The following is a 13,223-nucleotide window of genomic DNA, read 5'->3' on the forward strand; positions in this document are numbered from 1 at the left end:
CATCCGCGCCGCCGCGACGGCGCTTTATTGGTTGAATCGAGCGTAATTTGTTATTTTAACATGCCGCATTCAACGCACAGATGCCGATTTCCATGACAAACACACCCGAAGTGATCGACCTTCTGATCGAGGCCCGCTGGGTTGCCACGGTCGAATCCGACACGGTGCTCAAAAACCATGCCGTCGCCATCGACAAGGGCCGGATCAAGGCCATCCTGCCGGCCAGCGAAGCCCGCCCCCGCTATTCGCCGCGCACCCTGCACGTCCTGCCGGACCACATCCTGATTCCTGGCCTGATCAACCTGCACACCCACGCTGCGATGAGCTTGATGCGCGGCATCGCCGATGATCTGCCGCTGATGGAATGGCTACAAAAGCACATCTGGCCGACCGAAAGCGCGCACCTGTCGGCACAATTCGTCTATGACGGCACCCGCCTAGCCTGTGCCGAAATGCTCAAGAGCGGCGTTACCTGCTTCAATGACATGTATTTCTTTCCCGATGCTGCCGCCCGTGCTGCCTCGGAGATGGGCATGCGCGCCACACTGGGCATCACCACCCTGGAATTCCCGACGCCGTTTGCCAGCGACGCCGAGGACTACCTAACCAAAGGCCTGGCTGTCCGCGAGAAGTGGCATGACAACAAGCTGATTCAGTTCTGCCTGGCACCGCATGCCCCTTACACCGTCTCCAACGACACTTTCGAGCACGTCCTGACGCTATCGGAACAACTCAACCTGCCGATCCACTGCCACATCCACGAAACGCGACAGGAGATCGAAGACAGCCTGAAACAGCATGGGCGACGCCCGCTGGCCCGCCTGCACGGCCTTGGCTTGCTTGGCCCCAACTTCATCGGTGTGCACGCCGTACATCTCGACCCAGCCGAAATCGAACTGCTCGCCAGTACCGGCAGCAACATCGCTCATTGCCCGACCTCGAACCTGAAACTGGCCAGCGGCTTTGCACCTGTGGCGCAAATGCGACAGGCCGGCATCAATCTCGGCCTCGGCACCGATGGCGCGGCGAGCAACAACCGCCTCGACCTGTTCGGCGAAATGCGTCTTGCCGCCCTGCTCGCCAAGGGCACGAGCGGCGACGCCAGTGCCTTGCCAGCGGGCGAAGTGCTGCACATGGCGACCCTCGGTGCCGCCAGTGCGCTTGGCTTGGCCAGCGAGATCGGCTCACTCGCCCCGGGCAAGCAGGCCGACCTTTGTGCCGTCAGTCTCGGCGACCCGGAAAGCCGCCCCTGCTTCGACCCGCTTGCTCACCTCATCAACGTTGCTGGCCGGGAGAACGTCACCCACGTCTGGGTGGCCGGAAAGTGTTGCGTAGACAACAAAACTTTGCGGATCGACAACCAAAATGACTTGGAATCTGCCTTGGCGCTATGGCAGAATGTTTTGGAATTCCGCCACAGGCAGTGACTAGGCCTTGGTACGGGTTAAGAGATTTCCAAAATTTTCTTCAATGAGGGAAAACAATGATCAAAAACATCGCCAAGAAGTCCCTGGTTCTGGCCCTGCTGGCCGGTATCGGTTTGTCCGCTGTCGCGCAGGAGCGCGTCTACCTGATCGACCAGCGCGACGTCGTCGCCAAGAGCGGTTTCGGCCTGTGCTGGCGCGATGGCTACTGGACCCCGGCTGCCGCCGCCCAGGACAAGGCCGGTTGCGAGTGCGACAAGGACCTGCTGCCGAAGGAAGCCTGCGAGCCGAAGTCCGCTCCGGCAGGTGCCGCCGCCGCCCCGGCCGGCGTCAAGCCGACCGGCGAGAAGATCACCGTCGCCGCTGACGCCCTGTTCGACTTCAACAAGGCTGTCCTGCGTCCGGAAGGCAAGGCCAAGCTCGACGAGCTGGTTGCCAAGGCCAAGGAAATCAAGCTGGAAGTGATCCTGGCCGTCGGCCACACCGACCGCATCGGTTCCGATTCCTACAACCAGAAGCTGTCCGAGAAGCGCGCTGCCGCCGTCAAGGAATACCTGGTTGCCAAGGGCATCGAAGCCAACCGCGTCTACACCGAAGGCAAGGGCGAGAAGCAGCCGGTCACCGGCAACAAGTGCAAGGGCGACAAGAAGACCAAGGCACTGATCGACTGCCTGCAGCCGGACCGCCGCGTCGACATCGAAGTCATCGGCACCAAGTAATCCGCCGACGCCGTACCGAAAAGCCCTGCCTCGGCAGGGCTTTTTCTTTTCCCTGCCATTTGCGAAAACCATGCTCAACGCCGACCAAGCCGAACTCGACAAATTTGGAGATCTTGCCCACCGCTGGTGGGATCCGAACAGCGAATTCAAGCCGCTGCATGACATCAACCCCCTGCGTCTCGACTGGATTGACCAGAGCGTTGGGCTAGCCGGCAAGCGCGTGCTTGACGTTGGTTGCGGTGGCGGCCTGCTGTCCGAGGGAATGGCGGCACGCGGCGCCAATGTGACCGGCATCGATCTTTCGGAAAAGCCGCTCGGCATCGCCCGGCTGCATCTGCTGGAAAGTGGCCACAAGGTCGATTACCGCAAGATATCCGCCGAGGCGCTGGCCGACGAAATGCCTGGCGCATTCGATGCGGTGACCTGCCTCGAAATGCTGGAACACGTTCCAAATGCTTCCAGCATCATCACCGCCTGCGCGCGCTTGGTCAAACCGGGTGGCCAGGTTTTCCTGTCGACGCTGAACCGGACACCCAAGTCCTACCTCTTCGCCGTACTGGGCGCCGAGTACATCCTGAAAATGCTGCCCAAGGGTACCCACGACTATGCCAAGTTCATCAAGCCTTCGGAACTGGTGCGCTGGGCCAAGCTGGCCAACCTGGAACCGGACGAGCTGGTCGGCATGAGCTACAACCCGCTGACCCAGCGTTATTCCCTGAGCCGCGACACCAGCATCAATTACCTGATGCGTGCCACGCGGCATGCTTGAAGCTGTCCTTTTCGATCTTGACGGCACCCTGGCCGACACGGCGCCCGATCTGGGCGATGCGGCCAATGTGCTGTTGCGCGAGGAAGGGCGAGCGGCAAAGCCCCTCGAATTCCTCCGCCCCTATACCTCGCAGGGGGTACGTGGCCTGCTCAAGGCCGCCTTCGACATCGACAGCAGCCATCCGACCTACGCGCCCCGCGCGCAACGCTTTCTCGATCTCTACGCCGCACGCCTGTGCCAGGCAACCCGACTGTTCGACGGCATTCCCGAACTGCTCGATGCACTGGAGGCGCATGAACTCGGCTGGGGCATCGTCACCAACAAGCGGATGCGCTTTACCGATCCCCTGGTCGAGCGCCTCGGGCTAACGCCGCGCACCACCTGCGTGGTCAGTGGCGACACGACGGCCGAGGCCAAGCCCTCCCCGCTCCCCATCCTGCACGCCTGCCAGTTGCTCGACTGCCATCCGCAGCGCACTTGGTACGTCGGCGATGACCGGCGCGACATCGTCGCCGGCAAGGCGGCGGGCTGCTTCACCGTGGCCGTCAGCTACGGCTACCTTGGCGACAGTGGCCCGGTACACACCTGGGGCGCCGACCTGATCATCGACCATCCGGCCGAACTGACCCTCCATATCGCTAGACGCGTCTCGCCGAAATAAGTAGGTTACGCGGCGTCAGCCGGCGTTGGCAGAACGTACCCAGCTCCACGGTGTAGCCGCTGTTTTCGAGATAAGCGGCGAGGTCGAGTACGAGCCAGACTTCCAGGGCGCGCCGAAAGGCATGGCGCACGATGGACAGGCGCATCACCTCGCGTTGCCGCTGCCAGCCCTGCCCCTCCAGTCGCCCGGCCAGGCGCCCGGCCACTTCCGGCGACAAGCCTTCGCGACGGGCCATCTGCTGCAGAAATTCAACAAAGCTGCTGCGGAACCAGGCGGCTGGCACGGGTTTGAAGCTGCGATAGGCGCTCCCGGAAACCTCCCGGCGAAAGAGGTCGAAACCCAGCTTCCAGGCCATCTCGCGATCCCGCTGCCGGGCCAGGCGCGGCGAGGCGGTTACCGTTTCGGTAACCGCCAGCCGGGTATCATCCCGGGTCAGGCTAAGGGGCCCGGTTCCGGCCAGCGGCTGATAGACCTGCTCAACGCCACGGTAATAGCAGCACGGCGCCATGTCGAAATGACGGACCCCGGCCGCACAGCCCTGCGTGATCAATCGACGGTGCAATTCGCCACAGGCATGCAACGCGACGGCATGCTGGCCGGTCTGCGGCCAGTCGGTGACGGATAGCGCATCGCGCTGCCAGAAATGCTGTTCGATCGGCAGCTTGCCGGCCAGCTTGCTCCCCTCCGCACATAGCACCGGGTCGATTTCCAGGGTATGCACCGGCAAACGCCATTCGAGTGCCAGGCGCCGCCCGAGATGTCCCTTGCCGCCACACCAGTCGAGTAAGCTCGCGCCGGATGGCTGGCAGGCCGCGGCGAAGGCTTCGATCTGCCCTTGCTTGCGCCCGGGAACTTCCCAGGCCCAGCGCGCCCCTTGGGTGCCAAGCGGGCTTACCGGCCGCGGTGAAATCGAGGTCAGGGCGGGGAGTTCGGCCAGTTCCTGCAGATGGCGGGCCAGGTAGGCCAAGGCTGCTTCGCAGTCATCGTTGAGGGCGACGACCGTCGCATCCGGCAAAGCCAGCAATTCGTCGGTCAGGGCCGGCCAGGTTTCGCACCAGGCCGGCCGCAACTCGCGAAAAGGCTGCGCATGCCAGAGCGAGCGACAAGCCAGGAGCAGGGCATCCAGCCGCTGCCGGCGTTCGGCCAAGCGACTCAACGGAGAGCGGCTCGCCGTTCGCGGCGCCGATAACCGAGCACGGCCGGCACGACCGCCAGCGCGAGAACCACGAAGCCAGCCACCAAGGGCCACAGCACCGGCTGATTCCAGGTGCGCCGCGCCGCCCCCCGCTCAGCCGGATCGATCCGCTGGTATTTCAGGATGTTGTTGCCGACATCGTTCGGCTTGCGGTTCTTCAGCCAGCGATGGCCGAGGGTGTAGCTCTTCGGGTGCAGGCCGAATACCCAGGGCGCGTCGTGCTGCAGTAGGCGGTTCATCTGGCGGACGATGGCCAGGCGCTCCGGCGTGTTGTCCATGTTCTTCATCTGCGCGAACAGGCGGTCGAATTCGGGATTGGCGTAGTTCGACGAGTTCTCGCCCCCCTTGCCGACCCGCGCCTCGTCGCCGTTGAGCAGGAAGAAAAAGTTCTCCGGATCGGGATAGTCGGCATTCCAGCCGAGGTAATAGAGCTGCACGTTGCCCTTGCGCAGCTTGTCCTGGAAACGGTTGAAATCGGTCGAGCGAATGACGAGCTGGATGTCGATCTTGGCGAACTGGCGGGTCAGCCAGTCGAGGCGGGATTTCTCGCCCATCCCGCCGCCGGTGGTATCGAGGTTGACGACCAGCGGCTCGCCGGTCTTTGCGTCGCGCCCATTCGGGTAACCTGCCTCGGCCACCAGTTGCCGAGCCACCTCGACCGGCTTGCGCCTGGCCTTGCCATCGACCCAGTCGTACACCACGCGGTTGATGCCGGCCTCACCCGCTTCGTAGCCAAAGATACCCGGCGGCAGGGGGCTTTGCGCCGCGATGCCCCGCCCGTTCTGGAAGATGGAGATGAACTCCTCCTGGTCGATGGCGATCGAGATGGCTTGGCGCAGCTTGGTTGCCCGCTCGCCAAGCCCGCCAATAACCGGGTCGAGCATGTTGAAACCCATGTAGAAAGTCGAAGTCTTGACCGAGGTCAGCAGGCGGATGCCCTTGTCACGCATTTCGTCGGTCAGGGCGACATCCCCACCGACGTTGACGCGCACGGCCTGATCGAAGCTGTCGGATGAAATGCCCGAGGCGTCGTAATAGCCCTGCAGGAATTTGTTCCAGTAGGGTATCGCCTCCTTCTCGCGGGTGAATACCGCCTGATCGATGAACGGCAGCGCCTTGCCGCAATCCGCCAGCAGGCCAGCCTCCCGATCGCCCGGTTCACCGTCGCAGGGATAGGTCTGGCCGTGGAAATTCGGGTTGCGCGACAACACCATGCGGCGATTCGGATCGTTCTCGGACAGCAGGTACGGCCCGGTACCGACCGGCCACCAATCGAGCGTCAGGTTCTTTTCCGCCATGCCGGGCTGGGCGTAGAAGCGATCAACCTCGCGCGGCACGGGGGCAAAGAAGGGCATGGCCAGCCAGTAGGTAAATTGCGGGTATTTGCCCTTGATCCGGATACGCCAGGTCAGGGTATCGACCTTCTCGACTCCGCTCAAACCGTGGGCGTCGAGGTCGAGCCAGGCAGCGGCCGGTTGGGCCTGCGCCGCCTTCTGCAGGTTCTCGCCCAATTCCTTGAGGCCGACGATCTTGTCGGCCATCATGCCGAAGATCGGCGAATGCAGCCGCGGATGGGCGAGACGCTTGATCTGGTAAATGTAGTCGTCGGCTGTCAGGTCACGCGTGCCCACCAGGGGAAAGTCACGGATCGCCTGGCGCCCTGCCGCAATCTCGTTCCCCAGGTATGCCGGCTTACCCTGCCCATCCAACGCAAAGGCCGGGTGCGGCTGGAAGCGGATGCCGGGCTTCAGTTTCAATTCATAGACACTTTCGGCAATCCGCTCGACTGGTGCATCGTGCGGCAGTTCCCGGCCAGCCGTATCGTAATAGCGGGGCACCGGCACCTGCTCGACGGTCGCCGGGATCAGCTCGTAGGGCCGCTTCAGGTAGTGATACTGCAAGGGCGGTTCGTAAATCTGGGCGGTGAAAGTGGCCTCGTCTTCGGTATAGGACTGGGCCGGATCGAGGTGCTTCGGGCGATCGGTAAAGGCCGTGTACAGGATGTTGCGGCCGGCATCGCTGGCCGGATAGGGATCGTTCCAGGCCTGCCCACAGGCAGACAGGAGAAGGACGCTGACGAGGCTGGCGCAGATTTTTCGCATGGCCGGCAGTTTAGCAACTTGACCAGCCACCTGCCCATTGACCACAATGAACCACACTCACAACAAAAAGGCAGTCCATGCTCGATACCCAAATCCCCGACTTCTCGCTGCCCGCGACCAGCGATACCACCTTCAACCTGGCCGAGCAGGCCGGCAAGGTCGTCGTCATCTATTTCTACCCCAAGGACAGCACGCCGGGCTGCACCACCGAGGGACAGAACTTCCGCGACCTGCATGCCGAATTCGCCGCAGCGGGCGCCGTCATCCTCGGCATTTCACGCGACAGTCTGAAGTCGCACGAGAACTTCAAATCCAAGCAGGCTTTCCCCTTCGAACTCGGTTCCGACAAGGATGAGACCGTCTGCACGCTGTTCGACGTCATCAAGGACAAGATGATGTACGGCAAGCCCTGCCGCGGCATCGAGCGCTCGACCTTCGTCATCGACCGTGCCGGCGTGCTGCGCCGCGAATGGCGGGGCATCAAGGTGACCGGCCATGTCCAGGAAGTGCTCGATTTCGTCAAGACCCTCTGATTCCCCCACCCCGACCAAAGGCCCATCCCATGCCGCGCAAACCAGCAGCAGCCAAGAAGCCCGCCGTTACCAAGATCTTCGTCCTCGACACCAACGTGCTGATGCACGACCCGAGCTGCCTGTTCCGCTTCGAGGAACACGACATCTTCCTGCCGATCATGACGCTCGAGGAACTCGACAACCACAAGAAGGGCATGTCGGAAATCGCCCGCAATGCCCGCCAGGCCTCGCGCATGCTCGACGAGATGCTGGCCCACGATGACGTCGATATCGATGAAGGCATCGACCTCTACGGCCCGTCGAACAAGCTGGCCAGCGGCCGGCTCTACCTGCAGACCGAGGCAATCAGTGGCGAGCTGCCACAGGGCCTGCCGACCTCCAAGGTCGACAACCAGATTCTCTCGGTGGTCATTCACCTGCAGAAGAAATTCCCCAAGCGGCCGGTCATTCTGGTGTCGAAAGACATCAACATGCGCATCAAGTCGCGGGCGCTGAACCTGCTGGCCGAGGACTACTTCAACGACAAGGTGCTGGAGGATACCGACATCCTCTATTCCGGCACGCGCGCCCTGCCCGACAACTTCTGGGAGAAGCACAGCAAGGGCATGGAGTCCTGGAAGAAGGAAACCAAGACCTACTACAAGGTGAACGGCCCGCTCTGCCCACAGCTGCTGATCAATGAATTCGTCTGGCTCGAAAGCGACGGTTTCGCGGCCATCGTCAAGGAAACCGCCGGCAAGAGCGCCGTGCTCGAAACCCTGGTCGACTACACCCACCCGAAGAATGCCGTATGGGGCATCACGGCGCGCAATCGCGAACAGAATTTCGCCCTCAACCTGCTGATGAACCCGGATATCGATTTCGTCACCCTGCTGGGCCAGGCGGGCACCGGCAAGACCCTGCTGACGCTGGCCGCCGGCCTGAACCAGACCCTGGAAAACAAGCGCTTCGCCGAAATCATCATGACCCGTGTCACCGTGCCGGTTGGGGAGGACATCGGCTTCCTGCCGGGTAGCGAGGAAGAGAAGATGGCCCCGTGGATGGGAGCACTGGAGGACAACCTCGAAGTGCTCACCCACGCCGACGACAGCAGCAGCCCCTACGGCGGCGACTGGGGCAAGGCGGCGACAAACGACATCGTCCGCTCAAAGATCAAGGTCAAGTCACTCAACTTCATGCGCGGCCGTACCTTCCTGAAGAAATACCTGATCATCGACGAGGCGCAGAACCTGACGCCGAAACAGATGAAGACGCTGATCACCCGCGCCGGCCCGGGTACCAAGGTGGTCTGCCTCGGCAATATCGCGCAGATCGACACGCCCTACCTGACGGAGGGCAGTTCCGGCCTGACCTACGTCGTCGATCGCTTCAAGGGCTGGCCGCATTCCGGTCACATCACGTTACAAAGAGGCGAGCGCTCCCGTCTGGCTGACCACGCAGCCGAAGTGCTATAATTTTAAGCATTCAATTCAAGGGGCCGTGTCAGTGACACGGCCTTTTCGTTTCAGCCACGGAGTATTTCCGCCGGAGGAGTCTTTTGAAACGTCGCAATTTTCTGGCGTCCGCCGCTGCTCTGTCCCTGCTCGTATCCGATGCCTGGGCAGCAAAGAAAACCAAACCGGCCACCGGTACCAAGCCTGCCGCCACCACCAGGGCCAAGGCCGGCAGCAAACCCAATGCCCGTAACGTCAGCAATACCACGTCGGCACGCGGCCTGCGCGGCAAGCAACCCGTCACCTACAAGCCGCAACAGCCGGTTGTCCACACGGCTGACGACCCGATCATCGAGCGCCCGCCACAAGGCACATCGGCTTCCCGCCTGCCTCCGGTCAAGGCGCCGGAGCCCCCCGCCGAGTGGCGCACCTACGAAATCACGACCACCATCAACCTGAGGGCCAAGGGCGGCCCAGTCCGTTTGTGGCTCCCCCTGCCGCTCAACCAGGACACACTCTATCAACGCACGCTTGGCCATTCGTGGAGCGGCAACCCGGCAACCGCCAGCATGCGGCGCCTGCCGGACGGCGACCTCGAGGTTTTCCACTGCGAATGGCCGGATGATGCCGATGCCCGCTTGCAACTGACCACCCTGGTGACCACGGCAGACCGCCATTTCGACATCACCAAACGCACGGTTGCGCCGGAGCGGGACGATATCCTGCGCCGCAACCTGCAAGCCTCCCAATTGATTCCCAACGACGGCCTGGCCTTCCAGCTGGGCGAACGCATACTCGGCCGCATCAAGGATCCCGTGGCGCAGGCGAAAGCGATCTACGACTGGGTCGTGGACAACAGTATCTACGACCCCAGCCTGCCCGGCTGCGGTACCGGCGACGTACGGCAGCAGCTGATCAGCGGGCAGTACGGCGGTCGCTCGGCGGACATCAACGGCCTGTTTGTCGGCATCTGCCGGGCCATCGGCATCCCGGCCCGCTGTGTCTATGGCTTGCGTACCGGCTCTTCCCGACTCTTCCGCAGCCTGGGGATCGCCGGTGACGACGCCACCCGCGGGCAGCACGTCCGGGCCGAGTTCTACGTCCCGGGCTACGGCTGGATTCCGGTCGATCCGAGCGACGTCCGCCGGGCCATCGCCATAGACGCCCTGTCCGACCGCGACAGCAAGCTGCTCTCGCTACGCAAGGTACTGTTCGGGGTGTGGGAAATGAACTGGATCGCCTTCAACCTGGGCACCGATATCGCCTTGCCCGGCAAACAGGCGACGATGCCCTTCCTGCTTCACCCGCAACTGGAAATTGCCGGCCGCTCAGTGAGCGATGCCACGCAATACAGTATCAAGACGCGGCAGGTGGTGATCTGAAAACGCGGGGCGGGCCGGCCAGCGGTGCCGGCCTGTCGTCAATTCGGTGAATCGACGAAACCGCCGCTGGCAAGATTTTCGAAGCGCGTGTATTCACCCAGGAAGGCGAGGCGTACCGTGCCGGTCGGGCCGTTACGCTGCTTGCCGATGATGACCTCGGCCATCCCCTTGTTGTCCTGGCTTTCCTTGTTGTAGTACTCGTCGCGGTACATCATCAGGATCACGTCGGCATCCTGCTCGATGGCGCCTGATTCGCGCAAGTCGGACATCATCGGGCGCTTGTCGGTCCGCTCCTCGACTTTACGCGACAGCTGCGACAGGGCGACGATGGGCACCTGCAGTTCCTTGGCCAGCGATTTGATCGAGCGCGAAATTTCCGACACCTCGGTTGCCCGGTTCTCACCCTGCTTGTTGCCCGACATCAGCTGGATGTAGTCGATGACCAGCAAACCGAGCTTGCCGCCGTACTGGCGCGCCAGGCGCCGCGCCCGGGCGCGCAGGTTGGCCGGGCTCAAACCGCCTGTTTCGTCGATATAGATCGGCGCCTCGTGCAACTTGCCCAGTGCGAAGGACAGCTTCGACCATTCGTCGTCACTCATCCGCCCGGTACGCAGGCTCTGCGAGTTCAGGCGGCCAATGGAGGCCAGCATACGTGTCGCCAGTTGGGCGCCCCCCATTTCCATCGAGAACACACCAACCGGCAGGCCGGAATCGACCGCCACGTTCTCGGCGATATTCAGGGCAAAGGCCGTCTTACCCATCGAGGGTCGGCCGGCAACAATGATCAGGTCGCCCGGCTGGAAACCGGAGGTCTTCTGGTCGAGATCGATGAAGCCGGTCGGCACCCCGGTAATGTCCGACGGGTTGTCGCGGTCGTGCAATTCCTGAATACGCTCGACCACCTGGGTCAACAAGGGATTGATGTGCACGAAGCCTTCGTTGTGCCCGGCGCCAGCTTCGGCGATCTTGAAAATCTTGGACTCGGCCTCATCAAGCAGGGTTTCAGCGTCCCGACCGAGCGGATTGAGTGCGTCAGCCGCGATCTCGTCGGCCGTTGCCACCAGTTGGCGCAGGACGGCCCGCTCACGGACGATCTCGGCATAGCGCCGGATATTCGCAGCCGAAGGCGTATTGGCTGCAAGTTCACCGAGGTAGGCCAGACCGCCGGTCTGCTCCCCCTCCCCGGCGGCATCCAGGGCTTCCGCCACGGTCACCACGTCGGCCGGTTTGGCTTTCTCCAGCAGGTTGCGAATCTGCCGGAAAATGCGCCGGTGCTCGTCACGATAGAAATCGGTGTCAGTCACCTGATCGCCGATCCGGTCCCAGGCCTGGTTGTCGAGCAACAAGCCGCCGAGCACCGACTGTTCGGCCTCGATGGAATGCGGCGGGACGCGCAGGGAATCCAGGGTGGCGTCGGAAATCTTGGGTTTGGCTGGGCGCTGATTCATGGCGGAGAGTTTAAATTAAAAAGGCTCCGCAACTGCGGAGCCTTTCCGGGTGACGATGGAGCCGGTATTACTCGGCAGCCACGGTCACGGTGATGTTGGCCAGCACGTCGGTGTGCAGGGCGATATCGAGCGGGAACTCGCCAATCGCCTTGAGCGGGCCTTCCGGCATCCGGACGGCCGACTTGTCGACATCGAAACCGGCAGCCTTGAGGGCCTCGGCGATATCGGCGTTACCGACGGAACCGAACAGACGGCCATCCATACCGGCCTTTCGGGTCACGGTTACGGCGGTACCGGTCATCTTTTCGGCGACAGCCTGGGCGGCGGCCAGCTTCTCGGCGGCAGCCTTTTCCAGTTCGGCACGACGTGCTTCGAACTCAGCCATGGCAGCCGGCGTAGCGCGCTTGGCCTTCTTTTGCGGGATCAGGAAGTTACGGGCGTAACCGTCCTTGACTTTGACGACATCGCCGAGGTTACCGAGGTTGACAACCTTTTCGAGCAGAATGATTTGCATGTTTCGTCTCCCCGAGAATTATTGATGGTTGTCGGTGTACGGCAGCAGGGCCAGGAAGCGGGCGCGCTTGATGGCGGTGCCCAACTGGCGCTGATAGCCGGCCTTGGTGCCGGTCAGACGAGCCGGCATGATCTTGGCGTTTTCCTGGATGTATTCCTTCAGGACATCCACATCCTTGTAGTCGATCTGTTCGACTTTTTCAGCAGTGAAGCGGCAGAACTTGCGACGCTTGAACAGACCGCCGCCGCGCTTCTTTTTCTTGTCGTCATCCTTCTTCTTGAAGAATCGAGCCATTTTCGTTTCCTTCCAAAAATTCGAGTGTGTTCACATGCAGTACGGGCGCTTTGCTGTTCCGGCTTCTGGCAGCGAGAAATCCTGTCGCTTTCAGCATTCCTCCGAGAGGAGCTGCTTGCAGCCAACGGGCATTTTCACCGAGGGCCACGACAGGAAGTTCGACTTCCACCAGGCGTTCGGCACCGTTTTCGATCTGCGAGGAGCTGTGCTGCAGCCTTCCCTCACTGACCGGAACCCCGGCTGGCGTGTAGCGCAAGGCTTTGCGCTCGACCAGTTGACCGGAGATCGCGATGTCGTTCAGCCGTTCTATCCCGTACCGATATGGGTTATCAGGCAGCAGCCGGTTCAGCGGCAGCTTCACCGCCGGCGAGCAGGGACTTGGACTTCTCTTCCTTCATCATCGGGGAAGGAGTCGTCACGGCAGCCTTCATCTTGACGGTGAGGTGGCGCAGCACGGCGTCGTTGAACTTGAACGAATGCTCGAGTTCGTTCAGCGTCTCGCCGTCGCACTCGATGTTCATCAGAACGTAGTGGGCCTTGTGGATCTTCTGGATCGGGTAAGCCAACTGGCGGCGACCCCAGTCTTCCAGACGGTGGATCTGGCCGCCCTTGGTGGTCACGATGGAGCGATAGCGCTCGACCATGCCGGGCACTTGTTCGCTTTGGTCCGGATGGACGATAAAGCAGATTTCGTAATGGCGCATGCAAACTCCTTTTGGGATGAACCCTCCGCCATGCGTTTGCGGTAG

At 62.2% G+C, this 13,223-nt stretch carries 14 protein-coding genes; 7 read left to right on the top strand and 7 right to left on the bottom strand.

Annotated features, from left to right (window positions below; translation table 11 throughout):
- Positions 1–92 precede the first annotated feature (92 nt).
- The 4 genes from K420_RS0116260 to K420_RS0116275 all read left to right on the top strand — a co-directional run bounded on the left by K420_RS0116260 (position 93) and on the right by K420_RS0116275 (position 3,573).
- Positions 93–1,427 (top strand): TRZ/ATZ family hydrolase, encoded by a 1,335-nt coding sequence (locus tag K420_RS0116260; RefSeq protein WP_027458975.1) that lies wholly within the window; start codon positions 93–95, stop codon positions 1,425–1,427.
- 56 nt (positions 1,428–1,483) lie between these two features.
- Positions 1,484–2,143 carry an OmpA family protein gene (locus tag K420_RS0116265; RefSeq protein ID WP_027458976.1) on the top strand — a complete coding sequence of 220 codons (660 nt, stop codon included), beginning with the start codon at positions 1,484–1,486 and terminating at the stop codon, positions 2,141–2,143.
- Positions 2,144–2,213: 70 nt separating this feature from the next.
- Positions 2,214–2,912, top strand: a complete 699-nt coding sequence (ubiG, locus tag K420_RS0116270) for a bifunctional 2-polyprenyl-6-hydroxyphenol methylase/3-demethylubiquinol 3-O-methyltransferase UbiG (protein WP_027458977.1) — start codon at positions 2,214–2,216, stop codon at positions 2,910–2,912.
- A complete protein-coding gene (locus tag K420_RS0116275) occupies positions 2,905–3,573 on the top strand; it encodes an HAD family hydrolase (protein ID WP_035854949.1) in 669 nt (222 codons plus the stop codon). The genes ubiG and K420_RS0116275 overlap by 8 nt, the downstream gene beginning before the upstream one ends.
- On the opposite strand, the gene K420_RS0116280 is transcribed toward K420_RS0116275, so the two are convergent.
- Both K420_RS0116280 and K420_RS0116285 read right to left on the bottom strand, forming a co-directional pair.
- Positions 3,551–4,720, bottom strand: a complete 1,170-nt coding sequence (locus K420_RS0116280; protein WP_051453299.1) for a methyltransferase — start codon at positions 4,718–4,720, stop codon at positions 3,551–3,553. The two genes, K420_RS0116275 and K420_RS0116280, sit on opposite strands and share 23 nt — an antisense overlap.
- Before the next feature lie 5 nt (positions 4,721–4,725).
- Positions 4,726–6,870 carry an ABC transporter substrate-binding protein gene (locus tag K420_RS0116285; RefSeq protein WP_027458980.1) on the bottom strand — a complete coding sequence of 715 codons (2,145 nt, stop codon included), beginning with the start codon at positions 6,868–6,870 and terminating at the stop codon, positions 4,726–4,728.
- Between the two features lie 77 nt (positions 6,871–6,947).
- On the opposite strand from K420_RS0116285, the gene K420_RS0116290 reads away from it, so the two are divergent.
- From K420_RS0116290 to K420_RS0116300, 3 genes are all read left to right on the top strand, one after another.
- The gene (locus tag K420_RS0116290) at positions 6,948–7,403 is read left to right on the top strand and encodes a peroxiredoxin (protein WP_027458981.1); all 456 of its coding nucleotides are present in this window, start codon (positions 6,948–6,950) and stop codon (positions 7,401–7,403) included.
- Positions 7,404–7,432: 29 nt separating this feature from the next.
- Positions 7,433–8,857 carry a PhoH family protein gene (locus K420_RS0116295; protein ID WP_027458982.1) on the top strand — a complete coding sequence of 475 codons (1,425 nt, stop codon included), beginning with the start codon at positions 7,433–7,435 and terminating at the stop codon, positions 8,855–8,857.
- Between the two features lie 83 nt (positions 8,858–8,940).
- Positions 8,941–10,218 carry a transglutaminase-like domain-containing protein gene (locus K420_RS0116300; protein ID WP_051453205.1) on the top strand — a complete coding sequence of 426 codons (1,278 nt, stop codon included), beginning with the start codon at positions 8,941–8,943 and terminating at the stop codon, positions 10,216–10,218.
- 38 nt (positions 10,219–10,256) lie between these two features.
- Here K420_RS0116300 and dnaB read toward each other — a convergent pair whose 3' ends face one another.
- The 5 genes from dnaB to rpsF form a co-directional block, all read right to left on the bottom strand.
- Positions 10,257–11,666: a replicative DNA helicase gene (gene dnaB, locus K420_RS0116305; protein ID WP_027458984.1), complete on the bottom strand. Its 1,410-nt coding sequence runs from the start codon at positions 11,664–11,666 to the stop codon at positions 10,257–10,259.
- A gap of 67 nt (positions 11,667–11,733) precedes the next feature.
- Complete coding sequence (gene rplI / locus K420_RS0116310) at positions 11,734–12,180, bottom strand: 50S ribosomal protein L9 (RefSeq protein WP_027458985.1); 447 nt, start codon at positions 12,178–12,180, stop codon at positions 11,734–11,736.
- Positions 12,181–12,198: 18 nt separating this feature from the next.
- Complete coding sequence (gene rpsR, locus K420_RS0116315) at positions 12,199–12,474, bottom strand: 30S ribosomal protein S18 (protein WP_027458986.1); 276 nt, start codon at positions 12,472–12,474, stop codon at positions 12,199–12,201.
- Positions 12,446–12,835 (bottom strand): primosomal replication protein N, encoded by a 390-nt coding sequence (priB, locus tag K420_RS20305; RefSeq protein ID WP_332308176.1) that lies wholly within the window; start codon positions 12,833–12,835, stop codon positions 12,446–12,448. The genes rpsR and priB overlap by 29 nt, the downstream gene beginning before the upstream one ends.
- Entirely contained in the window at positions 12,804–13,178 is a 375-nt protein-coding gene (rpsF, locus tag K420_RS0116320) for a 30S ribosomal protein S6 (RefSeq protein ID WP_027458987.1), read from the bottom strand. The genes priB and rpsF overlap by 32 nt, the downstream gene beginning before the upstream one ends.
- Between the last annotated feature and the right edge of the window lie 45 nt (positions 13,179–13,223).

It is taken from the genome of Dechloromonas agitata is5 (genome assembly GCF_000519045.1).
GTDB lineage: Bacteria > Pseudomonadota > Gammaproteobacteria > Burkholderiales > Rhodocyclaceae > Azonexus > Azonexus agitatus.